Annotated in this window: 18 protein-coding genes and 1 tRNA gene; 7 read left to right on the plus strand and 12 right to left on the minus strand. The window is 65.0% G+C overall.

The features are described 5' to 3' along the window. Positions 1-125: 125 nt before the first annotated feature. The 5 genes from pth to ACSVIE_RS07560 all read right to left on the minus strand — a co-directional run bounded on the left by pth (position 126) and on the right by ACSVIE_RS07560 (position 4,396). A complete protein-coding gene (gene pth, locus ACSVIE_RS07540; RefSeq protein WP_442423473.1) occupies positions 126-710 on the minus strand; it encodes an aminoacyl-tRNA hydrolase in 585 nt (194 codons plus the stop codon). 105 nt (positions 711-815) lie between these two features. Then, on the minus strand, positions 816-1,415 hold the full coding sequence (locus ACSVIE_RS07545; RefSeq protein ID WP_426006569.1) for a 50S ribosomal protein L25/general stress protein Ctc: 600 nt from the start codon (positions 1,413-1,415) through the stop codon (positions 816-818). Between the two features lie 303 nt (positions 1,416-1,718). Further along, positions 1,719-2,699: a ribose-phosphate diphosphokinase gene (locus ACSVIE_RS07550; RefSeq protein WP_426006567.1), complete on the minus strand. Its 981-nt coding sequence runs from the start codon at positions 2,697-2,699 to the stop codon at positions 1,719-1,721. Then, a complete protein-coding gene (gene glmU, locus ACSVIE_RS07555; RefSeq protein ID WP_442423474.1) occupies positions 2,696-4,201 on the minus strand; it encodes a bifunctional UDP-N-acetylglucosamine diphosphorylase/glucosamine-1-phosphate N-acetyltransferase GlmU in 1,506 nt (501 codons plus the stop codon). Before glmU ends, ACSVIE_RS07550 begins: the two co-directional genes overlap by 4 nt. 123 nt (positions 4,202-4,324) lie before the next feature. Beyond that, positions 4,325-4,396: transfer RNA gene (locus ACSVIE_RS07560), tRNA-Gln, on the minus strand. A 190-nt stretch (positions 4,397-4,586) separates the two neighbouring features. Between ACSVIE_RS07560 and ACSVIE_RS07565 the strand changes: the two genes are divergently transcribed. Together ACSVIE_RS07565 and ACSVIE_RS07570 are read left to right on the plus strand one after the other, a co-directional pair. Next, the gene (locus ACSVIE_RS07565; protein ID WP_442423475.1) at positions 4,587-5,273 is read left to right on the plus strand and encodes a TetR/AcrR family transcriptional regulator; all 687 of its coding nucleotides are present in this window, start codon (positions 4,587-4,589) and stop codon (positions 5,271-5,273) included. Positions 5,274-5,387: 114 nt separating this feature from the next. Next, complete coding sequence (locus tag ACSVIE_RS07570; RefSeq protein ID WP_426006561.1) at positions 5,388-5,783, plus strand: VOC family protein; 396 nt, start codon at positions 5,388-5,390, stop codon at positions 5,781-5,783. Positions 5,784-5,929: 146 nt separating this feature from the next. Here the strand turns inward: ACSVIE_RS07570 and ACSVIE_RS07575 are convergent, their stop codons facing one another. The 5 genes from ACSVIE_RS07575 to ACSVIE_RS07595 all read right to left on the minus strand — a co-directional run bounded on the left by ACSVIE_RS07575 (position 5,930) and on the right by ACSVIE_RS07595 (position 12,010). Further along, complete coding sequence (locus ACSVIE_RS07575) at positions 5,930-7,756, minus strand: ABC-F family ATP-binding cassette domain-containing protein (RefSeq protein WP_442423476.1); 1,827 nt, start codon at positions 7,754-7,756, stop codon at positions 5,930-5,932. Positions 7,757-7,787: 31 nt separating this feature from the next. Further along, on the minus strand, positions 7,788-8,780 hold the full coding sequence (locus ACSVIE_RS07580; RefSeq protein ID WP_426006558.1) for a 4-(cytidine 5'-diphospho)-2-C-methyl-D-erythritol kinase: 993 nt from the start codon (positions 8,778-8,780) through the stop codon (positions 7,788-7,790). Further along, positions 8,777-9,658, minus strand: a complete 882-nt coding sequence (rsmA, locus tag ACSVIE_RS07585) for a 16S rRNA (adenine(1518)-N(6)/adenine(1519)-N(6))-dimethyltransferase RsmA (protein WP_442423477.1) — start codon at positions 9,656-9,658, stop codon at positions 8,777-8,779. The genes ACSVIE_RS07580 and rsmA overlap by 4 nt, the downstream gene beginning before the upstream one ends. Positions 9,659-9,684: 26 nt before the next feature. Beyond that, positions 9,685-10,830 (minus strand): ubiquitin-like domain-containing protein, encoded by a 1,146-nt coding sequence (locus ACSVIE_RS07590; RefSeq protein WP_442423478.1) that lies wholly within the window; start codon positions 10,828-10,830, stop codon positions 9,685-9,687. 283 nt (positions 10,831-11,113) lie between these two features. Beyond that, entirely contained in the window at positions 11,114-12,010 is an 897-nt protein-coding gene (locus ACSVIE_RS07595) for a TatD family hydrolase (protein ID WP_442423479.1), read from the minus strand. A 170-nt stretch (positions 12,011-12,180) separates the two neighbouring features. On the opposite strand from ACSVIE_RS07595, the gene ACSVIE_RS07600 reads away from it, so the two are divergent. The 3 genes from ACSVIE_RS07600 to ACSVIE_RS07610 are packed head-to-tail and all read left to right on the plus strand — an operon-like array spanning position 12,181 to position 17,201. Then, positions 12,181-13,269: an AAA family ATPase gene (locus ACSVIE_RS07600; RefSeq protein ID WP_426006550.1), complete on the plus strand. Its 1,089-nt coding sequence runs from the start codon at positions 12,181-12,183 to the stop codon at positions 13,267-13,269. A gap of 12 nt (positions 13,270-13,281) precedes the next feature. Continuing rightward, positions 13,282-14,709: a DUF58 domain-containing protein gene (locus ACSVIE_RS07605; RefSeq protein ID WP_442423480.1), complete on the plus strand. Its 1,428-nt coding sequence runs from the start codon at positions 13,282-13,284 to the stop codon at positions 14,707-14,709. Then, complete coding sequence (locus tag ACSVIE_RS07610) at positions 14,706-17,201, plus strand: transglutaminase TgpA family protein (RefSeq protein ID WP_442423481.1); 2,496 nt, start codon at positions 14,706-14,708, stop codon at positions 17,199-17,201. The genes ACSVIE_RS07605 and ACSVIE_RS07610 overlap by 4 nt, the downstream gene beginning before the upstream one ends. Positions 17,202-17,321: 120 nt before the next feature. On the opposite strand, the gene ACSVIE_RS07615 is transcribed toward ACSVIE_RS07610, so the two are convergent. Both ACSVIE_RS07615 and rsmI read right to left on the minus strand, forming a co-directional pair. Then, positions 17,322-18,803 (minus strand): NAD-dependent succinate-semialdehyde dehydrogenase, encoded by a 1,482-nt coding sequence (locus tag ACSVIE_RS07615; RefSeq protein ID WP_426006544.1) that lies wholly within the window; start codon positions 18,801-18,803, stop codon positions 17,322-17,324. A gap of 160 nt (positions 18,804-18,963) precedes the next feature. Beyond that, positions 18,964-19,827 (minus strand): 16S rRNA (cytidine(1402)-2'-O)-methyltransferase, encoded by an 864-nt coding sequence (gene rsmI / locus ACSVIE_RS07620; RefSeq protein WP_442423515.1) that lies wholly within the window; start codon positions 19,825-19,827, stop codon positions 18,964-18,966. Between the two features lie 255 nt (positions 19,828-20,082). Here rsmI and ACSVIE_RS07625 point away from each other — a divergent pair, with 255 nt between their 5' ends. Both ACSVIE_RS07625 and ACSVIE_RS07630 read left to right on the plus strand, forming a co-directional pair. Next, positions 20,083-21,765 (plus strand): dolichyl-phosphate-mannose--protein mannosyltransferase, encoded by a 1,683-nt coding sequence (locus ACSVIE_RS07625; protein WP_442423482.1) that lies wholly within the window; start codon positions 20,083-20,085, stop codon positions 21,763-21,765. Positions 21,766-21,835: 70 nt separating this feature from the next. Next, the gene (locus ACSVIE_RS07630) at positions 21,836-23,668 is read left to right on the plus strand and encodes an AMP-dependent synthetase/ligase (RefSeq protein ID WP_442423483.1); all 1,833 of its coding nucleotides are present in this window, start codon (positions 21,836-21,838) and stop codon (positions 23,666-23,668) included. Positions 23,669-23,737 lie beyond the last annotated feature (69 nt).

Consider the following 23,737-nt stretch of genomic DNA (forward strand, 5'->3'; position numbering starts at 1 on the left):
CCCCACCGCGTGGCCCCCACCGCTTTCCTGCGTACCATGCACACTACAGCCGGTCAGCGACAGTTTGGTAGATGCAGGTGCCCCCTGTGCCGTCAGGCTTTGATCAGGCTTTCCTCAAGATTCCATCAAGACCGCGCGGCGTGGTGTTTTTGCTGGGCAGCAAGCAGTCCTTCAGCCATGAGCAGCTCCACTGCATCAGCGGCTTCATCGATCAGGAACGGCAGGTCTTTCTTCTCCGCGGTGGCAAAATCCCGGAGTACATAATCCGCGGTGTCCATGCGGCCCGGCGGCCGGCCGACCCCCACACGGACCCGGAGGTAGTCCTTTGTGGCCAGCGCCTTGGAAATATCGCGGAGGCCGTTGTGGCCGCCCTCGCTGCCGCCAATTTTCAGCTTTACAGTGTTGAAGGGGATGTCGATCTCATCATGTACGGCAATGACATGGTCCGGTGCGATGTCGAAAAACTTGGCCAGGTTGGCTACCGGCCCACCGGAAACGTTCATGTAGGTCATCGGCTTTGCCAGCACCACGCGGGGTCCGCCGATGCCCAGGCGTCCTTCGACCACCTGCGCCCGCGACTTATGGACTTTGAACTTCCCGCCCACCCTGGCGGCCAGTTCATCCAGCACCATCTGGCCCACGTTGTGCCTGTTGCCGCTGTACTCAGTGCCGGGGTTGCCGAGGCCCACAATCAGCCACGTGTCAGTCATGATCACATCCTAGGGAATCTGGTCAGGTTCAAGGAGCAAAACAAAGTGGCCGGGACCCCGCAGGGACCCGGCCACTGAAAAGGCTAAGCCTCAGGCAGTCGCAGACTACTCGGCGGCTTCTTCAGCTGCAGGAGCTTCTTCGCCTTCGGCTGCTTCTTCAGCCTCGGCAGCAACAGCCTCGGAGACGTTGACCACCAGGGTGTCGGCTTCGGTCAGCAGGCTGACGCCCTTGGGAAGAACGACGTCGGAAGCGTGGACGTGCGCGCCGGCCTCGCGGCCTTCGATGTCAACCTCGAGGGCGGTGGGCAGGTGGGTTGCCTCGGCCTCGACGGAGAGGGTGACGGCTTCCTGGTTGGCGACGGCACCCGGAGCAACTTCACCGGTGACGTGGACGGGAACGTCCACGGTGACCTTCTCGCCCTGGCGGACCGTCAGGAGGTCCATGTGCTCGATGGTCTGCTTGATGGCGTTGCGCTGGATGTCCTTGACGATGGTCAGGTGTGCCTCGCCGTTGATGTCCAGGTTCAGCAGGGCGTTGGCAACGCGGACTGCCAGGGTGGTTTCGCGGCCCGGGAGGGTCACGTGCACGGGCTCTGCACCGTGGCCGTAGATGACGGCGGGGATACGGCCGGCGACGCGTGCGCGGCGGGCGTAGCCCTTGCCGAATTCGGTGCGCAGTTCTGCTGCGAGCTTCTGCTCAGACATGTGTACTCCTTGATTACTGGTGTGCCGTTTAAAACGGCGTGGTGATCAGCAAGGGCGGAGGTCTGGAGTGACCTTCCACGCCCGCGGGCCTTGGGAAAACCGGCCCGCCTTCGTCGAAGGAGGTTACAGACCCAGTCGATAACGGAGACCCGCTCGGAGGCATGAATGCCATCCGGAAGTGCTCTCCCTCGCCAAGGTATCCCCGAAAGTTTACCAGCGGCACCTCCGAAAACTGAAAACGGGCCATCCGCCGCCCTCGGCGGTGGATGGCCCGTCATGCCAGGCAGCCTTGGCCGCGCCTGACTAAGCCTTGCCGTCGAACAGGCTGGTGACCGAACCGTCGTCGAACACTTCACGGATGGCGCGCGCGATCAACGGTGCGATGGACAGCACCGTCAGTTGCGGGAAGCGCTTCTCAGCCGGAATCGGCAGGGTGTTGGTGACCACCACTTCACGGGCGCCGGACTCGGCAAGGCGCTGTGCAGCGGGGTCTGAGAAGACAGCGTGGGTGCAGGCGATGATGACGTCCTTGGCGCCGGCGTTCTTCAGCACCTGCACGGCGCCGGAGATGGTTCCGCCGGTGTCGATCATGTCATCGATCAGCACACATGTACGGCCCTCGATCTGGCCCACCACGGTCTTGGACACTGCCTGGTTGGGTACGGTCAGGTCGCGGCTCTTGTGCACGAACGCCAGCGGCGCACCGCCAAGGCGCTCAGCCCACTGCTCGGCAACCCGGACGCGGCCGGTATCAGGTGAAACAACCGTGATGTTCTCGGAGTCCACCTTGGTGCGGATGTAATCCGCCAGCAGCGGGATGGCCATCAGGTGGTCCACGGGTCCGTCGAAGAAGCCCTGGATCTGGGAAGTGTGGAGGTCCACGGACATGATGCGGTCAGCACCGGCGGTACGGTACAGGTCAGCGACCAAGCGGGCGGAGATGGGCTCGCGGCCACGGCCCTTCTTGTCCTGGCGGGAGTACGGGTAGAACGGGGAGACCACGGTGATGCGCTTGGCGGAGGCACGCTTGAGCGAGTCGATCATGATCAACTGCTCCATGAGCCAGTTGTTCAGCGGTGCCGGGTGGGCCTGGATCACGAAAGCATCGGTTCCCCGGACGCTCTCAGCCGAGCGGACGTAGATCTCGCCGTTGGCGAAGTCGTAGGCATCGATGGGCAGGAGTTCTGTCTCCAGTTCCTTCGCGATTTCCTGCGCCAGCTCCGGATGCGCCCTTCCGGCGGCGAGAACCAGTTTCTTCTCGCCGTGTGCGGTGATTTCGCTCATGCCTGATTGCCCTCTTCTGTGGTTGCTGGAGATTGTGAGGAAGTGGAAGCAGGGGTCAGCAGGGCATCCTGCGCTGCCTGGGCCAGCTGCGCGGAGGTGGTGCCCGGGCGGTTGGCCAGCACCCATCCCTCTGCGTTGCGCTGTGCGGCCAGGCTGAGGGCAAGGGCCCCCGGCGGGACGTCCTTGCGGATGACGGCGCCGGCCCCGCTGTAGGCGCCATCGCCCACAGTGACAGGTGCCACGAAGACCGTGTTGGACCCGGTGCGGACGCCCGAGCCGATCACCGTGCGGTGCTTCTTCTCGCCGTCGTAGTTGGCCGTGATGTTGCCGCAGCCGATGTTCGTGTCCTCGCCGATCTCGGCGTCGCCCGCGTAGCCCAGGTGGGAGAGCTTGGAACCGCGTCCGATCGTGACGTTCTTGGTTTCGTAGAACGCTCCGATTTTGCCTGTTTCGCCCAGGACCGTGCCGGGACGGAGGTAGGTGAACGGTCCAACGCTCGCCTTGGCGCCGATCGTGGAACCGGATCCGTGGGTGCGGACCACCTTGGCGCCTTCGCCGACATTGACGTCGGTGAGGGTTGTATCAGGTCCGACGACGGCGTCCCTCGCCACGGTGGTGGCGCCGTGAAGTTGCGTGTTGGGCAGCAGGCGGACGTCCTCGTCGAGGGTGACGGTGGAGTCGATCCAGGTGGTGGAGGGATCCACTACGGTGACGCCTGCGCGCATCCAGGATTCGATAATGCGGCGGTTGTGCTCGGCGCCCAGGGCCGAAAGCTGGATGCGGTCGTTGGCACCCTCGACCTGCCAGCGGTCGTCAGTAACGACGGCGGCAACCCGGCCACCGGCGTCGCGCGCCAGGCCGAGCACGTCGGTCAGGTACATCTCGCCCTGTGCGTTATCCGTGGTGACGCTTTCCAGGGCCTTGCGAAGGACCGCTGCGTCGAAAGCGTAGATCCCGGAGTTGATCTCACGGATGGCGCGCTCTTGGTCCGTGGCGTCCTTGTGCTCGCGGATGCCCAGCACGGTGCCGTCCTCTGCGCGGAGGATGCGGCCGTAGCCTGTGGCGTCGTCCAGGACCGCTGTGAGGACCGTGACGGCGTTGCCTTCGGACTCGTGGGTGGAGACCAGCTCGCCCAGCAGTTCCCCGGTGAGCAAGGGGACGTCGCCGTAGGTGACAACCACCGTGCCATGCAGCTCGGCCTCGGCGTCGAGGGCCTTCACCGCAACCTCCACCGCGCGGCCAGTGCCCGGAATGTCATCCTGGTCCACGATCAAAGCCTGGGGATCCTGCGCGGAGACGTGTTCAGCCACGCGATCGCGTTCATGCCGCACCACGAGGGCCAGCTTTGCGGGGTTGATGGACCGGGCCGCCAAGAGGGCGTGGCCCACCATGGAGCGGCCGCCGATCTCATGGAGAATCTTGGGAGTCCGCGACTTCATGCGTGTTCCGGCACCTGCAGCCAGAACGATGACCGCTGCGGGACCGGTGGATTCGGGGCTCACGTACTGGCTCTCCTTGCTCGGTTTTGTCCCGGGTAACCCGGCTTCGGAATGCTGCCATCCGGACGTGGACCCGGGCATCGTTCGAGCCGTTCCAAGTACACAGTGGAGCGCGTTTTCCGACCGTTCCGCCCATAGGATTCGAACCTATACTCCACGGCTCCAAAGGCCGGGGTGCTGCCGTTACACCAGAGCGGACCGTGCATGCTTCAGGCGTCCGGACGGCAGGGTCCGGGGCCTTCCGGCGATCACCGGGATGCACACACAAGAATCTAGTTTGCCATGACCATTGCGTGCTTCGCGACTTGACCCCGCCCGTGCGGGTTCCGGACGGCGTTCCGGGCACGTCGACGGCCCTCCTGCCCGGCGGGTGGGGCATGATGGACAGGTGAGCAAGCGCACTGGACTCCCCCGCCCCACCACTGGACCTGCGGAGCTGGATCACGGCCCCGCGGTACCGGCAGTGCGGGCACGGATGACCGGCCAGCAGCGCAGGTCACAACTCATTGGCATAGGCCGCGCCCTCTTCGCCGCACGCGGACTGGATGGCACCACCATCGAGGAAATCGCTGCCACCGCCGGGGTGTCCAAGCCCGTGATCTACGAGCACTTCGGATCCAAGGAAGGCCTCTACCGCCAAGTGGTGGAGACCGAATTCCGCATCCTCCTCGACTCGATCACTGAGGCCCTCAGCACGGAGGCCAAGCCCCGCGTGCTGGTCGAAAGGGCAGCCCTTGCCCTGCTCGGATACATCGAAGACCGGACCGACGGTTTCCGGATCCTCATGCGGGACGCTCCACCCTCCCAACCGGAAGGTGCCTTTTCCACGCTCCTGTCCCACGTGACGGCCCGGGTGGAACATCTGCTGTCGGACGAGTTCGCCCGCCGGGGTTTCAGCGCAGCCGACGGCGGCATGTATGCCCAAATGCTCGTGGGAATGGTGGCGATGACGGGCCAATGGTGGCTCGACAGCCGCCAGCCGGACAAGCGCGCGGTAGCGGCCCACCTGGTCAACCTGGCCTGGAACGGACTGACCGGCCTGCAGAAGGAACCGGAGCTCCGCTCCGAAACCTGACCCTCTCTCACCAAACACCCCCATTCGACCGACCCTCTCTCACCAAACACCCCCATTCGACCGACCCTCTCTCACCAAAAACTGGAGATCTGGATTCCCCGTTAGGATCGGGCCATGACTGGCTTGCAGATTTATGTCCTCTTCCCTGGAACGGCCAACGAAGCCCTGACCTTTTACGCGGACGTCTTCGGCGGCGAAGTCGCCCTCCATACATACAAAGAATTTGGACGTACCGACGGCCCTGCCGACGCGATTGCCCACGGCGTGCTGAGCGGACCAGTCGCCTTGGCCGGCGCAGATGCCGCAAAGGGCGAGACGAGCCTCAGGACCGAAGGCCTAATGCTCTCGTTGCTGGGCGCATCGGAGCCAGCTACCCTTCACAGTTGGTTCGAGAAGCTCTCAGAAGGAGGCAAGGTCATCGACCCGCTGTCTCCCAAACCTTGGGGTGCCAGCGACGGCCAAGTGCTCGACCGGCACGGCCTCCACTGGCTCATCGGCTACGAACACTGAGAGAGCATCCGCCAAAACCCGGCAAACGGTGAGAGAGCGTCCGCTAAAACCCGGCAAACGGTGAGAGAGCGTCCGCCAAAACCCGGCAAACGGTGAGAGAGCGTCCGCCAAAACCCGGCAAACGGTGAGAGAGCGTCCGGGGGAGGCTACTCTCCGAGGACCTCGGCAGCCTCGAGCCACTCCAGCTCCAGGCCTTCCTTCTCCTCGAGCAACTCCTGCAGCTTGGCATTGAGCTCGCCCAGGGCATCGAAGTCGCCGGACTCTGACTTCGCCGCCATCTGGGTGTGGAGCTTCTCTTCCTGCTGCGCGAGCTTGCCGAGTTGCCGGTCAATCCGGTTCAGGTCCTTGCGTGCTTCGCGCTTCTCGGCCTCGCTGGGACCGGAGGCAGAGGACGAAGAACCACCGGAGGAGGCAGCCGTCGGCGCCGTCGATCCCCCGAAAGCGCCGGAGGCCAAGGCGGCCTCACGAAGTTCAAGGTACTGGTCCACGCCGCCTGGCAGCCCGCGGAGTTTGCCGTCGCCGAGCAAGGCCATCTGGTGATCTGTGACGCGTTCCAGGAGGTACCGGTCGTGGCTGACCACGACCAACGTACCCGGCCAGCCGTCCAGGACGTCTTCGACGGCGGCAAGGGTGTCGGTATCGAGGTCGTTGGTGGGCTCGTCGAGCATGAGCACGTTGGGTTCACCCACCAGCAAGCGCAGGAGCTGCAACCGGCGTCGTTCCCCACCGGAAAGGTCCGGCACCGGCGTCCACTGCTTCTCCTTGGTGAAGCCCAGCTGCTCCACGAGTTGCCCGGCAGTGAATTCCTTGCCGCCCACGTTGAAGGAGCGCTTCTCGCGTTCGATCACTTCAATGACGCGCAGGTCTGAAACCTCGTCGAGTTCCTTCACGTCCTGGGTGAGGACGGCCGTCACCACGGTCTTGCCGCGCTTGAGTCGTCCGGACGTGGGCTGGATATCGCCGTTGAGCAGCTTCAGCAGGGTGGACTTGCCGGCACCGTTGACGCCGACCAAGCCCAGGCGTTCACCCGGGGCCAGCCGCAGCGTAATGTTGTCGAACAGCTTCTGTCCGGCCTCGCCGCCTTCAAAATTTAGCGAGACGTTCTCAAGATCCAGCACGTCCTTGCCGAGCCGCGCCGTAGCCATCTTGTTCAGGGCCACCGAGTCACGCGGTTCCGGAACGTCGGAGATAAGTTCGTTGGCGGCCTCGATCCGGAACTTCGGCTTGGAGGTTCGTGCCGGTGCGCCCCGCCGCAGCCAGGCCAGTTCCTTCTTGACCAACTGCTGGCGTTTGTTCTCGACGACGGCGGCCATGCGGTCACGCTCGGCGCGGGCCAAAACGTAGGCGGCGTACCCGCCGTCGAACATGTCCACCATGGCGTCGTGGACTTCCCAGGTGTAGTTGCAGACTTCGTCAAGGAACCAACGGTCGTGGGTGACCACCAGGAACGCACCCTGGTTGGCGCGCCAGCGCGACTTGAGGTGCCGGGCAAGCCAGGCGACGCCCTCGACGTCCAGGTGGTTGGTGGGCTCGTCGAGCATGATGACGTCGTGGTCCTCGATGAGGAGCTTGGCCAGGGCAACGCGCCGCTTCTGCCCACCGGACAGCGAGTGAACGTTGGCGTGCCAGTCCACATCGCCCACCAGGCCACCCATGATTTCGCGGATCTTCGGGTTTGCCGCCCATTCGTGATCCGCGCGGTCGCCGACGATCGCAGCGCCCACTGTCAGGTCGCCGTCGAGCACGTCGCCCTGGTCCAGGTAACCGACGTTGACGTCGCCGCGTTTGGTGACCCGGCCGGAATCAGGCGTGGAGCGCTGCGCCAGCAGCCGCATGAGCGTGGACTTGCCGTCGCCGTTACGGCCCACCATGCCGATCCGGTCGCCATCCTCCAAACCGAGGGTGACGCCGTCGAGGACTGTGCGGGTTGCGAAGGAAACCGTCAGGTTTTCGCCGCCAAGAAGGTGGGCCAAGAGGTACTACTTTCTACAGCTGGAATGCGTACTAAAGGAGGGTATCGGAGATGATCCGGGCACCGGGTACCGGTCCGTGGACCGCAAGGGCAGTGTGGCCTTGGTGGGTGAAGTCCTCTGCGAGGGCTTCGGCTGAACCAGCATCCCGGGCCAGGAGCGCGATGGTGGGCCCCGAACCCGAGACCATTCCCGCGAGGGCACCGCGGGCCTCGCCCAGCCCGATCGTGTCCTTCAACCCCGGCGCCAGAGCGATCGAAGCCCGCTGGAGATCGTTGATCAGCACGCGGCTGAGAGTCTCCGGATCGCCGTTGCGGAGGGCCTGCAGGATGGTGGGATCCACATCCACGGGCTCTGCAATGTCTGCACCTTCGGCGTCACGGAGGCCATCCAGCGTGCGGAAGACTTCCGGAGTGGAGAGCCCGTAGTCGGCGAACACGAGCACCCAGTCCATTTGCGCTTTGGCCAAAGCAGGCGACAGTTTGTCGCCCACACCAAGCCCGACGGCGGTGCCTCCGAGGAGCGAAAACGGCACGTCCGCGCCGAGTTCGGAGGCAACGTGCGCCAATTCTTCCCGGGACAGGCCGCTGTCCCACAGCGCATCGCAGGCGAGCAGCGTTGCGGCGGCATCAGCCGAGCCGCCACCCATGCCTCCGGCCACGGGGACCCGTTTGGTGATTTCCAGATGGACACCAGTGGGTTTCTCGGACATCTCGGCCATCAGCGCGGCAGCCCTGTACGCGAGGTTCCTCTCATCCAACGGAATGTCTACGCCGTCCAGGTCCAAGGTGCTGTGCGGGCTGATACTGACCGTGATACCCGGGGACTCGGTGCTGGTGGCGGTGACTTCCTCGTAGAGCGAGACCGCCAGGTAGACGCTGGCTACAGAGTGGTATCCATCCGGGCGCAAGGGGCCCACGCTCAAGGAGACGTTGATCTTCCCGGGCGCTTTGACGCGCACGGTCCGGGCCTGGAAGCGGTCTGCCGGATAGGGCAGTCCGCCGGTCTTTCTCGTCCCGGGGGTCATGCTGCCACGGTGTGGCGGGCTTCGGCGATCCGGACATAGGCGGAGATGTCCAGCACTTCACCGCGGGCCGTGGGGTCGACGCCGGCCGCCACCAGGCATCGTTCGGCTTCCGCGGCGCTGCCCGCCCAACCTGCCAGCGCAGCCCTGAGGGTTTTCCTCCGCTGGGCGAAGGCTGCATCGATGACAGCGAAGACTTGCTCGCGGGTGGCGTGGGTTGCCGGGGGCTCGTGGCGGGTGAAAGCCACCAGCCCCGAATGGATCTTGGGAGCGGGCCAGAAAACATTCATGCCGATCACCCCTGCCTTCTTCATCTTCCCGTACCACGCTGCTTTGACCGACGGCACACCGTAGATCTTGGAGCCAGGCGTGGCGGCGAGACGGTCGGCTACTTCGTCCTGCACCATGACCAGCCCGTGTTTGAGGCTCGGGAAATGTTCCAGCAAGTGCAGCACCACCGGCACGGCCACGTTGTAGGGCAGGTTGGCCACCAAGGCGGTTGGCTGCACGGGAAGCTCGGTGACCTTCATGGCGTCGGAGAGCACCAGATGGAAGTTGTCCTTGGCCTGGGGCCGCCATTCACTGACGGTGTCCGGGAGCTTTCCGGCCAGGACAGGATCGATCTCGACGGCCACCACGTGGCTTGCCGCGTCCAGGAGGCCGAGTGTCAAGGAACCCAGGCCGGGCCCCACCTCCAGCACTGTCTCGTCGGCCCCGATATTCGCCGAGGACACGATCCTCCGGATGGTGTTGCCGTCGATCACAAAGTTCTGCCCCAGGGTCTTGGTGGGGCGGACACCGATTTCCCCGGCGAGCCGCCGTATGTCTGCGGCCCCCAGCAAAGGGACGACGGCGGCGGGTTCGGAATTCGGTTCAGTCACCTAGGTATCGTATCGCCTGAACAGGATCAGGCCGCGTGCGCGCAACCCCAGTCGCGCAGGCCGTTCTTGGCGTAGAGACGGTTGGCGATGTCGATCTGTTGTGCCTTGGTGGCGAGGTTGGCCGTGGGGGCGTACGCTCCGCCACCGTTGGCAAGCCACGTGGGGCTGGAGAACTGGAGGCCACCGTAGTATCCGTTGCCGGTGTTGATGGACCAGTTGCCGCCGGACTCGCACTGGGCGATCCTGTCCCACATGGCTTCGTTCGGCGCACCGGTGGGGCCGCTGGAGGTTGCTGCCTTGGTGGCGGGAGCGGGGCGGGCCTTGGTGCCCACGGCGATCTTCTCGGTCACAGGCTGGGTGGTGACATTGCTGGAGACCAGGGTGCGGGAGGCTTCACGGCCATCCACGAGGACCAGTTTGAAGGTCTTGACCACTGAGCCGGCCACGCCCTTCTGGGTGACCTTCTCCTCGCCCTTGTACAGCTCGGCGCTCTCGGTCTTGACGCTTTCGAACGGCACTTCCTCAGTGGCCTCGGCGGTCTTGGTGGCGTCCACCCGGGAGACCTTGATCACCATGTCCTGGATGACCGGGGCATTGCTGGGCTGCGAAACCCTGTCCGTGGCTCCGACCGTGATTCCGGCGTCCTTGAGGACCTCGGCGACGTCGGATGCGGTGGTGGTGGTGCTGGTGTCCTTGCCGTCAGCGATCAGGCTGATGGTCTTGGGAGTGGAGATGGAAACGAAGGAGCCCTGCACCTCAAGTGTGGCGTCCTTGGGCTGGGAGATTTCCGACGAACTGGCCACCCCGAGTTCGCTGACCAGCCCGGCAACGTCCGAAGCGTTGGTGTTGACGGTCTTGCGGGCGCCATCGAGCTCGATGGAGACCGCCTTCGCCAGGTTGATGTTCACCACGGAGCCGTTGTCCACGGCGGCGTCCAGGGAAGGAGAAACCCTGTCTCCGTCCTTCAACTCGACTTTGGCCGCCTTGACCACCTGGTCCACCGTGCCGCCGAAAGTCTGGATGGAGCTCACTTTGCCGTCCACATTGAGGGTGACGGTCTTGTTGTTGCCGACAAAAGCGACGACTCCGACCACCAGCGCTGCGACAACCAGCAGCTGGGCACCGACTTTGAGAAAGCTGAACTTGCCATCCGTTGTGAAGAACTTGATCACGTTTGCCCATAACTCCCAGACCATCCGGGCACGGGGAAAAGCGCCAAAAAACAATGCCAGCCGCAAAACGGAGGGGCCAGGCAAAAAGCCTGGTCCCACGTCTGCTGCCGGCACCTGCGCCGCCAAAAAGATTCAACTGAGCAGCCCGGAATGAACCGAGCCAGTTGTCCGCAGGCCTTCCCCGACCCCGGCTACTAGTTGTACACAGTAACCGATCCGTTATAAACGGGCCAAGAAAAATGCATACCCGGTATCCACCCGAAGCAATCCGGGGACAACGGAGTCAGTCCCAGGATCCGTATGCTTCCAAGGTGTTGGCGGCCAGTCGGGCACACAGTTCAGCGACGTCATCTTTTGTCACTTCGGCCATGGACCGGACGGTATAGGGCACCATGTAGCTCGCGTTCGGGCGGCCCCGGTACGGGTGCGGGGTAAGGAACGGGGAGTCGGTTTCCACCAGGATCCGGGTGGGTTCGGCGATGGCCAGGGCTGCCCGGAGGTTGGCGGCGTTCTTGAAGGTCATGGTTCCGGCGAAGGACATGTACCAGCCGTTGTCGTTGCAGATCCGGGCCAGCTCTTCATCTCCGGAAAAACAGTGGAATACCACGCGCTCGGGCGCCCCTTCTTCCATCAGGACCTGCACCACGTCATCGTGGGCATCCCGGTCGTGGATCTGCAGGGTCAGCCCCAGTCGCTTGGCGATATCGATATGACGCCGGAACGAGTACCGCTGGTGCTTGAGGCCTTCGCCGTGGGTCCGGAAGAAATCCAGGCCGGTCTCCCCAATGGCACGTATGCGTGGATGCCGGGCGAGCTCTTCGATCTCAGCCAGGGCGCTTTCCAACTCGCCACGTCCTGCGTAGACAGGCGCGTCGTTGGGATGGATGGCCACAGCTCCCAGCAGCCGGGGATCCGTATCGACTGCCTGCACCGTAAAACGTGAGGATTCAAGGTCGCATCCCACCTGCACGGCACCTTGCACCCCTACGGCAGCGGCGGCATCCATGGCATCGCTGACCGCCACTTCGATCAGGCCGTGGCGGAAGTCCAGGTGGGTGTGGTTGTCCATGACCGGCACCGGCAGTGGTTCCGGGGCCGGGGGATATTCCTTGCGGGAGTCCTGGACCTCCGTGGCACCGGGCGCCGGGCGGTAGGGAGCGGGAGCGAGCGAATTGCACATGGATCCACCATAATCGGACCGCGGTCCCCACCGGCCCCTGCCGGGCTCGGGCATAAATTCCACTTGGCACATAAATTCATCCAGCACTCTGTAAGCGACGGCCAAAGACTGGGTAGTCTGGAACGGACAAGCGGCCAACAGCGGCATTGGCCACGGCTGAAGGGCAGTTCATGGAGTCCAAGCGACAAGTCACCGTTGATCCTTCCATGCTCCAGGGCGAGGCTTATGGAACCTTGCCCCGGGACGCGGCTGCGCTCAACGGGCATCGTCACCAGGTCATGGATCCGGAGCGTTTCCATGACGCCAGCCAGCGCATCCTGGACGCCATCAGCAAAGTAATCGACGGTAAAGCCGACGCCACCAAGCTGGCTTTGACCGTCCTTCTGGCCCAGGGGCACCTTTTGCTGGAGGACGTCCCCGGCGTCGGCAAGACGATGCTGGCCAAGACCCTGGCCCGTACCGTGGATTGCACTGTTTCCCGCATCCAGTTCACGCCCGACCTGCTTCCCTCCGACGTCACCGGCGTCTCCATCTACAACCAGTCGTCGCGCCAGTTCGAGTTCCGGCCGGGCGCGGTGTTCGCCAACATCGTCATCGGTGACGAGATCAACCGCGCTTCCGCCAAGACCCAGTCGGCATTGCTGGAATGCATGGAGGAACACCAGGTCACGGTGGACGGACACTCCTACCAGCTGGGACTGCCGTTCATGGTGGTTGCCACGCAGAATCCCATCGAGATGGAAGGCACCTATCCCCTGCCGGAGGCCCAGCGTGACCGCTTCATGGCGAGGATTTCCATGGGGTATCCGGACCAGGAAGCGGAGATCGAGATGCTCGAGACCCACCAGTCCGCTTCGCCGCTGGCCCAGGTGAGTCCCGTGGTCTCGGCCGCCGACGTCGCCGCCATGATCGCCACCGTCCAGCAGGTGCATGTATCCACCGCCATCAAGGAGTACACGGTTGCCATTGGCCGGGCTACCCGGGAAAGCTCCCGGCTGCGCCTGGGCGCCAGCCCCCGCTCCCTGCTTCAGCTGTTGCGTGCGGCAAAGGCAACGGCCGCCCTGGATGGACGCGACTTTGTCCTCCCGGACGACGTCGTTGACGTTGCGGAGTCCGTCCTCGCCCACCGCATCATCCTCGACCGCAAGGCGGCCAGTTCCGGCGATACGCCCCAGACCGTCATCCGGGGCATCCTTTCGTCGCTGCCGGTTGCCCAGGAACCGCCCGGTGCGTGGCGCCGGGACAGGCACTCCGCCTAGGAGGATGACCGTATGGCACTTGTGGACCGGCTTCCGAAACATCTGTTCACCAACCGGGGTTGGGGACTGCTGGCTGCCGGGGCGGTATCACTGGTGTCCGCCCACATCATGGGCCGGCGCGATCTCCTGACGCTGGCGGTGTTCCTGATTCTGCTGCCCCTGGTGGCCTTGGCCGGGGTCCGGGTGTTGAAGCCAAGGTTCCAGGTGTACCGCGAGTTCAACCCTGCGACGGTGGAGACGTCGATGCCCACCACCGTTCGATTGGCCGTTGCCAGGACGGGATTTGCAACCGGCCACGTGATCATGGAGGAACAATTGCCTCCCCGCTTCGGCGATCCACCGGCCTTCCGGTTCCCCGCCCGGTCCGCGTCCGGCGGCACCAGCCGCTACGAATACCATCTGCGGTCGGGCAAGCGCGGCCAGTTCCGTATCGGCCCGGTGACGGCCGAGTTCAGCGACCCGTTCGGTTTGTCGCTGCGGCGCCATGCAATCGACGACGGCGACCTCCTCACCGTGACGCCTGCCGCCGTCGAACTACCCGCGACCGGCCTGGCAGGCGCGCGGGGCAACGACGGCGTCACCGCCACGCGCATCCGGGCAAATCCCAGCGACGACGATGTCATGACCCGCGAATACCGGCACGGCGATTCAATGCGCCGCGTGCACTGGCCGGCAACGGCCCGTCACGGACAGCTGATGGTTCGCCAGGAGGAATCCGTCACCACACCTGAAGCCACCATCATCCTCGACCAGCGTTTCATCGCGTTTTCGCAAGGTGCCGGTTCCATGTTCGGCGGTCACGACGACGATTCGGACCTGGTCACGAGTCCCGGCTTTGAGTGGACCGTGACAGCGGCCATGTCCATCAGCGCCCATCTTGCCGAACGCAACTACTCGGTGCGGACCCTCGATGTCTTCGGCAATCCGGCGTTGGCGCGTTCACGCTCGGCCTCGGACCCTTTGGCTGAGGAATTCAGCGGTGCCGGCGGACTCCATGCCATTGCCGAGGGCCTGGCTGCCATTGAACTGAGCGGGCCGAGGCACCACCGGGCCGAACACCAGGGGTCCGCCACTGAGCAACGGCCGGCCGCTGACGACGCGGTGGACTCGGCCTTCGATGACCGCCTCATGGACAAGCTGGCCGCCCACCGCCTGCGCGGTCCCCTGCTTGCTTTGCTGGGCAACATCCCGCTTGCCGAAGCGAAAGCCCTGGGACCGGCGGCAGGTTATGGCGCGAATGCTTTCGCCCTGCTGGTCACCGACCCTTCACGCAACGTTGACCAAGTGGTGGAGACGCTGCGGCGCGACGGCTGGCGGGTAGTGGCCGTGACCTCCAAAACGCCGCTGGCGGAGGCGTGGGCGGCGTTCGACGAGGGCGGCATCATGAAGGCCGCGAGTGCAGCCATGGACGTACGGCGTGGAGCGGCGGTGCCGCGATGACTGCCACGTCCCACCGGGCGGCATCCGCCACCCAGCCGTCCCGGCAACCCGACGGCGGACCACGAACTACGGAGCAGGGCACACCACGCCGCCAGGGGAATTCCCTGTATGCATGGGCGATGGCGGGCGCCGTGGCTGTGGCCGTGCTGGGTGCTTCACTGTCCCTCAATGGCGTCTTCCGGGGTTGGGCCTGGCTCATGCCATTGATCACCACGGTGGTGGTGGTATCACTGGCGCTTGCCATCCTCCGGACACTTCGCGTGCAGCCGATTCTCGCCACGGTGGGGGCACTGGCTTCCCTGGCGGGAATCCTGGCGTTCACGTTCTGCCGGCAGGAGAGCCTTGCGGGGTTCATCCCCACAGCCGGGACCTTCGAAGCGGTGGGCAGGCACATCAAAAGGGCGGCCGAGACGGTGGTCTCGGAGAGTTCCCCGGTGGCGCCGAACGCGGGCATCGTGTTTGTTGCCTGTGCCTGCCTGGGCCTGTTGGTCATCCTTGTTGACGCGTTGGCGGTACCGCTCGCCATGCCCGCGGCGAGCGGTATCGGGATCCTTGCGATCATGGTGGTCCCGGCCACCATCAAGCCCCAGAGCGTGGGTCTGCCCGGGTTCATCGGAGGTGTGGTCGGCTTCCTGCTGATCGTGGGGTGCAGCCAGTGGTTCGCCCCGGATTCCCGCCTCCAGTCGGGCGCACCCCGCAGTTCGGGTCAGTTCCGCCGGGCCGTGGTGACCGGGGCCGTGGCGCTGGGGTTGACCATGGTTGTTCCGGTGGCCATCCCCGGCTTCGAAACCGGTACGTTCCCGCAGGGGTCGCGGTTGAGCCCGTGGGGCACATCCAACGGGCTCAACCCCATGATCACTCTGGGCAACAGCCTCCGCAGCCCTACGGGCGCCGGGCGGATCACCTATGCCACGAGTTCCAGTTCGCCGCTGTATTTGCGGTCGGTCACCATCGACCACTTCGACGGCGAGACCTGGGCCCCGGACGACCGCTCGGCCACGCGCCGGGCCGGGGCGGACAGGATGGAGACGGGCTACTCGGTACAGGGCGAAGTCGTGAACGCGGTGACATCCATCAATGCAGGGCTTTTCACCAGTCCCTACCTGCCGGCACCCTTTGCCCCGGTCTCCGTGAACGGGCTCAACGGGCGCTGGACCTGGGATCCGGCAACCTTGAGCATCATGAGCACCGAGACCAGCACGCTGTCACAGCGTTACGTGGTCTTTTCGGCAACTCCCAAGGTGACGGCCCAGTCGCTGTCGCAGGCTACAGCCGCTGCCCAGTCCATCCCGGAGGACTTCCTTCGGGTTCCCGGCAACCTCCCGGGCATCGTCCGTGAAACCGCCGACACCGTGACAGCTTCCGCGGGCAGCAACTACGCCAAGGCCCTGGCGATCCAGAAGTACTTGCGCTCCACAGAGTTCACGTATTCCCTGCAGGCCCCGGTCCAGAACGGTTACGACGGCAACGGCCTGTCCGTCCTGGCCGATTTCCTGTCGGTCAAGAGCGGGTACTGCGTTCACTTCTCCTCAGCCATGGCCGTCATGGCGAGGGTGGAGGGCATCCCCAGCCGCATTGCCGTTGGTTATGCTCCCGGCCGCCTCACCGGGGAGACAGTGTCGCTGGTGGGACAGGGTTCCTTCCCCGAATACGAGGTCGATGCCCGCGACGCCCATGCATGGCCGGAACTGTATTTCGAGGGCCTCGGCTGGGTTCCCTTTGAGCCCACCCCGTCGCGGGGTTTTGTTCCCGATTACGCCACTGAATCGTCCGTGCCCGGCAACCTGAGCACCAACGCGGACGAGAAAGAGGTTCCTTCCACACCGGCCACGCCCGCCCCTTCAGTTGCTCCCTTGCCGCCGACAGGTACTCCGGCCGGCACCGCAGCGGCGCCCGATCCGCTGCCCGGCATTCTGGCTACCGCCGGCGCCGTGGTCCTGGTTCTCGCGTTCCTGGCCTCTCCGTGGCTCAGCAGGACCGTGGTCCGCAGGCGGCGGCTCAACCGGCGCGGCCCGCCCGTGGAAAGCCGCCCGCCGGGTTTCCAGGATCCTTCGGCCGCCTTGGCCTGGGCGGAACTCCAGGACCTTGCCACCGATTTCGGGGTGCCGTCCAGACCGAGTGAAACTCCTCGACATTTCTCGGCGCGCCTGCGCTCCAGCAGGGCTCTGGGAGAGCCGGGAGGACTGGACGACGCCGCACACACAGCGGTTGCCTCCCTCACATCGGACTTCGAGAGGCAACGCTACGGCCGTTCCGCAGTGGTCCCTTCCGCAGCATCGGCGAGGATCGGAGTCGTCCGTCAATCGTTGCGGAACAACGCCGGCTGGGTGGCCCGCTTCCGCGCCACCTGGCTGCCGCCGTCGTTGATGCGCCGGTGGGTCCACGCCCTGGGGGCGCCGTTCCGCGCTGTGGCTTCCGGGGCCCGGCACGTGGGCCGTGCGGCAGTGCGTTCCGGACGGGCCGCCCGCGGCCTTCTCCCCCAGCGCCGCTAGGCAACACCAGGCCTACGAATGGGCAAGGGCCCGGCACCGGAACTTGTGGTTCCAGTGCCGGGCCCTTACCGGTGCCGGCCGTTCTTGTTGCGAGAGCGGCGGATGCGGATCCTGCGATGCCTAGTCGGCGTACGGGTCCGCGATACCTACGTACTGGGTGTAGAGGTACTCTTCGATGCCTTCGGAACCGCCCTCGCGGCCCAGCCCGGACTGCTTGACGCCACCGAACGGTGCTGCGGCGTTGGAGATGACGCCGGCGTTGAGCCCGAGCATGCCGGTCTCGAGGCGCTCACTGACGCGCAGGCCACGGTTGAGGTCCTTGGTGAAGACGTAGGCCACCAGGCCGTATTCGGTGTTGTTGGCCAGGCGGATCGCGTCGTCCTCGGTGGAGAACTTGATGATCGGGGCGACCGGTCCAAAGATCTCTTCCTGCAGGATGCGGGCGTCCTCGGCGACGTTCTTCAGCACGGTGGGCTGGTAGAAGTAACCGGGACCGTCGACGGCGGCACCACCGGTGACTGCCTCGGCGCCACCGGCCACGGCGTCGGCAACCAGGGCGTGGACGCCGTCGCGGGCCTTGCCGTCGATCAGGGGACCGACCTTGGACTCCGGCTCGGTGCCGCGGGCGGTGGTGAGCGAACCGATCCTGGCCGCGAACTTCTCAGCGAAGGCGTCGGCGATGGACTCGTGGACGATGAAGCGGTTGGCTGCGGTGCAGGCTTCGCCCATGTTGCGCATCTTGGCTGCGATGGCACCTTCGACTGCCTTGTCCAGGTCGGCGTCCTCGAAGACGACGAACGGTGCGTTGCCGCCCAGTTCCATGGAGGTGCGCAGGACCTTGTCCGCGGCTTCGCGGATCAGGGCCTGGCCCACCGGCGTCGAGCCGGTGAAGGAGATCTTGCGGAGGCGGTCATCCTTGATCAACGGACCGGTGACTGCGCCGGCGGTGGAGGTCTGGATGACGTTCAGGACGCCGGCGGGCAGGCCTGCTTCCTGCATGACCTGGGCGAACAGGAGGCTGGTCAGCGGGGTCAGGTTTGCGGGCTTGAGGACCATGGTGCAACCCGCGGCGACGGCCGGGGCCACCTTGCGGGTGGCCATGGCCAGCGGGAAGTTCCAGGGGGTGATCAGCAGGCAGGGGCCAACCGGCTTCTTCTGCACGAGGAGGCGGTTCTTGCCGTCCGGAGCGGCGGAGTAGCGGCCCGATACGCGGACGGCCTCTTCGGAGAACCAGCGCAGGAACTCGGCACCGTAGGCAACCTCGCCGCGGGCTTCGGCCAACGGCTTGCCCATTTCCAGGGTCATCAACAGGGCGAAGTCCTCGGCGCGCTCCGTGACGAGTTCGAAGGCGCGGCGCAGGATTTCCCCGCGTTCGCGCGGAGCGGTGCGTGCCCAGTCAGCCTGTGCGGCGGCAGCCGCGTCCAGGGCTGCGGCACCGTCTTCGGCACCGGCGTCGGAGATGCTGAGCAGGACCTTGCCCGTGGCCGGGTCCTCAACATCAAAAGTCTTTCCGGATCCCGCCGGACGCCACTGACCGTTGATCAGCAGGCCAGTGGGGACGGAAGCCAGCAGTTCGCTTTCGCGCTCAACCGTGACAGTCATGGCGACTCCTTCGTCTTGGGTGCTTTTGGAGTGTTGCACCACTAGGGTTCCTTGCCAGAAGTGGCTTGAATTACTGCCACGGTACTGCCCGGCCGGAAGCAGTGTCTACGCCTTCGCGCACTGCCCCGCGCCTCTCAATTTGTGCAGCTGCACAGGGCTGTCACCGGGCCGCGAGCACCGCCGCGTACAGCTCCCGCTTGCTGATGCGGGCGTCGTCGGCCACCGCTGCCACGGCTTCTTTCAGGCGGATGCCTCGGGAAACGAGCCCGTTGACGGCGGCAACGTGGTCCTCGGGCTTGGCCGGGGCCTGTTCAGGTGCACCACCGACCACCACGGCGATCTCGCCCCGGACCTCGTTGGTCTCCGCCCATTCCAGCAGCTCGCGCAGGCTTCCGCGGATGACTTCCTCATAGGTCTTGGTCAGTTCACGGCAGACCGCTCCGCGGCGATCCGGGCCAAAGCGTTCGTGCAGGGCCCGAAGCATCACTTCCAGGCGGTGCGGCGCTTCAAAGAACACCATCGTGCGGCGTTCGTCGGCCAGGTCGGCCAGGCGGGAGCTGCGTTCACCGGCCTTGCGCGGCAGGAAACCTTCGAAGCAGAAACGGTCCGTGGGCAGGCCGGACAACGCCAGGGCCGTCAGCACAGCCGATGGGCCAGGGACTGCGGTGACCGTGAGCCCGGCAGCGACAGCGCCTTCCACCAAGCGGAACCCAGGGTCGGATACTGCGGGCATTCCGGCGTCGCTGACCATGAGGATGCTTTTGCCTGCGCGCACCTGTTCCAGGAGTTCGCCGGTCTTGGTGGCCTCATTGTGTTCGTGGTAACTGATCACCCGACCGGAGACCTCGACCCCCAGGGCATGGACCAGCCGGTGCAGCCTGCGGGTGTCTTCGGCAGCAATGATGTCGGAGCTGCCCAGCAGCTCAATCAGGCGGGACGAAGCGTCGCCCACGTTCCCGATCGGGGTCGCCGCCAGGACGATCCTGCCGGTCCCGGTGCCGTCAGCCTGTGCGGGCGCTTCCAGCCCGTCCTCAGGAAACTCGTTGTCCAAGGACGCCTCAGCAGGCTCACTACGTTCTTTTTCCACAGGCCAAGCCTAGTGCCCGCGCGGGCCGACCGGCATTTCAGCTTTGCACCAAGAATCGACAGGTAGCATGGGCGGGTGAACCAGTCGTCCGTTCCTGATACAGATTCCGGGACTCCCGTGACGCCGTCCCCGCCCAAAGGGCCCGAGGCGACGGCACAAGGATTTGTAGCCCATCAACCGGTAAGGAAACTGATGGCCTGGCAGCCATTGGGGTCAGCCTTGGGCGGCGGGCCTGGCCACGGACGCGGGCTTGAAGGTCATCGGTGGGTGCAGCGGCCAAGCGAAGCCTTCACCGCGGAAGCATTGCGGACCAGGCTCATCGGCGGGATCCAAAGCTGGCGGGACTACCCGCCGTCGTTGCGTTTATGGTTTTGGCTGATCCCGGCCATCACCGCCGCCATCGGGGGAATCCTCCGCTTCTTCCGCCTTGAAACGCCGCACAGCCTGGTCTTCGACGAGACCTACTACGTCAAGGACGCCTACTCCTATCTGGTCAGCGGCTACGAGCGCAGCTGGCCGGCCAAAGCCAACGACTCCTTCAACGCCGGCAACCCCGATGTCCTCCTGAGCACCCCTGAATACGTAGTCCACCCGCCCGTCGGCAAATGGATGATCGCATTCGGTATGTGGCTGTTTGGGCCGGACAACCCTTTCGGATGGCGGTTCGGCGCGGCCTTGACGGGCACGCTGACAGTATTCCTCGTGTCACTGATCGCGCTGAAACTCTTCCATTCGCACACCCTTGGCGCTGTCGCCGGGCTGCTGCTGGCGATCGACGGCCACCACCTCGTGTTGTCCAGGACGTCGCTGCTGGACATCTTCCTCGCCTTTTGGATCCTTGCCGCCTTCGGTGCGCTCCTGCTGGACCGCGACGACGGCCGCCGTCGTCTGGCAGCCCGGCTCGCCGCGCAAGCGGCTGCTTCGCCCGGCAAGCGGCCCACGGCGGTCCAGCTCCTGTCCGGTCCCTGGCTGGGCATGCGTTGGTGGCGTCTCGTGGCCGGTATATGCCTGGGGCTGGCCGTGGGCACCAAATGGTCAGCCCTCTTTTTCGTGGCGGCCTTCGGCCTGATGACGGTCTTCTGGGATATGAGCGCACGCCGGATTGCCGGCATCCGGAGTTGGCCGAGTGCCGCGATCATCAAAGACGGCATTCCGGCATTCTTGACCATCATCCCTGCGATGGCCGTCACCTATACGGCCACATGGACCGGATGGTTCCTGTCCAAGGATGCGTATTACCGGCAGTGGGCGGTCACCAATCCGGCGCCGGGCTGGGACTGGCTGCCCAACCCGGTACGATCGCTTGCGCATTACCACCTGGAAGCCTACAAGTTCCATCAGGGCCTCAGCTCCGACCACCCGTATGAATCCAGCCCCTGGACGTGGCTGGCCATGGGGCGGCCCACCTCGTTCTACTACCAGTCCCCCAAGCAGGGGACGGCGGGCTGTGTGGTGGAAACGTGCTCGGCTGCAATCTCTCCCCTGGGCAACCCCATTGTCTGGTGGGGTGGCGCCATCGCCCTGGTGATCCTGCTGTTTTGGTGGGCAGGCCGCCGGGACTGGCGGGCCGGGGCCATCCTGGCAGGCGTCGCTGCGGGATATCTCCCGTGGTTCATGTACCCCGAACGCACCATGTTCATCTTCTATGCAGTCTCGTTCGAGCCGTTCCTGGTGCTGGCAGTGACCTATGTCCTGGGGCTGGTGCTCGGCCGCAGCAGCGATCCACCCTGGCGCAGGCGCTCCGGCCTCTACATGCTCGCCATCGTTGTGGTGCTGGCCGTGATGGCTACGGCCTTCTTCTACCCTGTGCTGACGGCCGAAGTAGTCAGCTACCAGGAGTGGCGGATGCGTATGTGGATGCCGTCGTGGATTTAGGCTGGACACGCGGGGAACCTCGAAGGAGCCGGGTACAAGACACCCATCCAGGCAGAAAGTGATCAGGGTAGTGAGGGAAGCAAGCACGGAACTCTTGGTGGAGGCCGGCGAGGACTCCAACGTGACGGACCTCCTTCTGGAACGCTGCCACAAGGATCCCTACGGGATCCTGTACGCCCACAAGACTCCCAACGGCTGGCTCAACGTACCCGCGGCAAAATTCCTGGCCGATGTGCAGGCACTGGCCAAAGGGCTGATCGCCGGTGGTGTTGCTCCAGGAGATCCTGTGGCTGTCCTGTCCCACTCAAGTTTTGAGTGGACACTGGTGGACTTTGCCATCTGGATGGCGGGCGGCGTCACCGTCCCCATCTACGAGACGTCCTCGACCAGCCAAATCGAGTGGATCCTCGTGGATTCCGGCGCGCGCCGCATCTTCGTCGAAGACGCCGGGAAGGGCGCGATGGTTCACGCGCTGGTGGAAAAGTCGGCTGCCCTCGGTGACGATCCCGTGACGATCATCCGGATGGAGCAGGAAGGCGAGGCCCATAACCTGACCAGCCTGGCCGCCGTCGGGAGCGGTATCACCGATGCCGAGCTGGAACGGCAACGCAGCAAAGCCAACCTGGCAGATGTCGCCTCCATCGTCTACACCTCCGGGACCACCGGCAACCCCAAGGGCTGCGAAATAACCCACGGCAACTTCGTGCTCGTGGCCAGGAACGTCATCCCGTTCCTCCCCGAACTCCTGATGCAGGAGGGCGCCAGGACCTTGATGTTCCTCCCCCTGGCACACGTGCTGGCACGGGCTGTGCAGGTCGTCTGCCTGACTGCCGGAGTCACCTTGGGACACAGCGCCGGAGCCAATGGCCTCATGGCCGACCTCGGAGCCTTCAAACCCACATTCCTGCTGGCCGTGCCCAGAATCTTTGAGAAGGTCTACGCCGGCGCAGCCCACAAGGCCGCCATGTCCGGAAAAGCGGCGCTGTTTGCCGCAGCTTCGGCGACCGCCGTGGAATATTCGACGGCGGCAGACCTCGCCTCACGCGGGGAGGGCAGCGGCCCCGGTTGGTTGCTCAGCTTGAAGCACAAGGCGTTCAACAAGCTCCTCTACCCCCGGGTCAGGGACGCTTTTGGCGGTGCCGTGGGGTACACGGTCTCCGGCGCCAGCCCGCTCAGCCTTCGGGAGAACCACTTCTTCCACGGCGCGGGCGTACCCGTCCTGGAGGGCTACGGGCTTACGGAAACCACCGCCCCCTGCACCGTCAACACGCCTACCATGTCCCGCATCGGGACGGTAGGCATTCCACTGCCCGGTACCACCATCCGGGTTGCCTCCGACGGTGAAATCCTGGTTAAGGGAATCGGCGTCTTCAAGGGTTATCATGGCAATGAGCAGGCCACCGCAGAGGCTTTCGTGGACGGATTCTTCCGCACCGGCGACGTCGGCCAGCTGGACAAGGACGGGTTCCTGACCATCACGGGCCGGAAGAAGGACCTGCTGGTCACGGCCGGCGGCAAGAACGTGGCACCCGGACCTCTGGAGGAAAAACTGCGGGAGCACCCGTTGGTGGGCCAGGCGGTGGTGGTAGGCGACGGGCGTCCTTTCGTAGCTGCCCTGGTGGCCCTTGACGCCGAAGGCCTGGCCGACTGGTGCGAGGAGAACAAAGTGCCGCTTCTCTCCCCTGCAGACGCTGCCCGGGATCCACGCGTCCGTGCAGCCGTGCAATCGTCAGTGGATGGGGCCAACACGCTGGTATCCGCAGCGGAGTCCATCAAGAAGTTCGGCTTCATCAATGCCGAGCTCACTGTGGAATCGGGGCACCTCACACCGTCGCTGAAACTCAAGCGCGCCGCCGTGGTCAAGGACTTCTCCGGGGCGGTGGAAAAGCTTTACGCGAAATGAACCACCACGTGCGCGTATCTGAACCGTCCGCGCGTGGCTGATTCTCCGATTGGACGCGGCAGTGATGCT

This window comes from Paenarthrobacter sp. NCHU4564, from assembly GCF_052156435.1.
GTDB lineage: Bacteria > Actinomycetota > Actinomycetes > Actinomycetales > Micrococcaceae > Arthrobacter.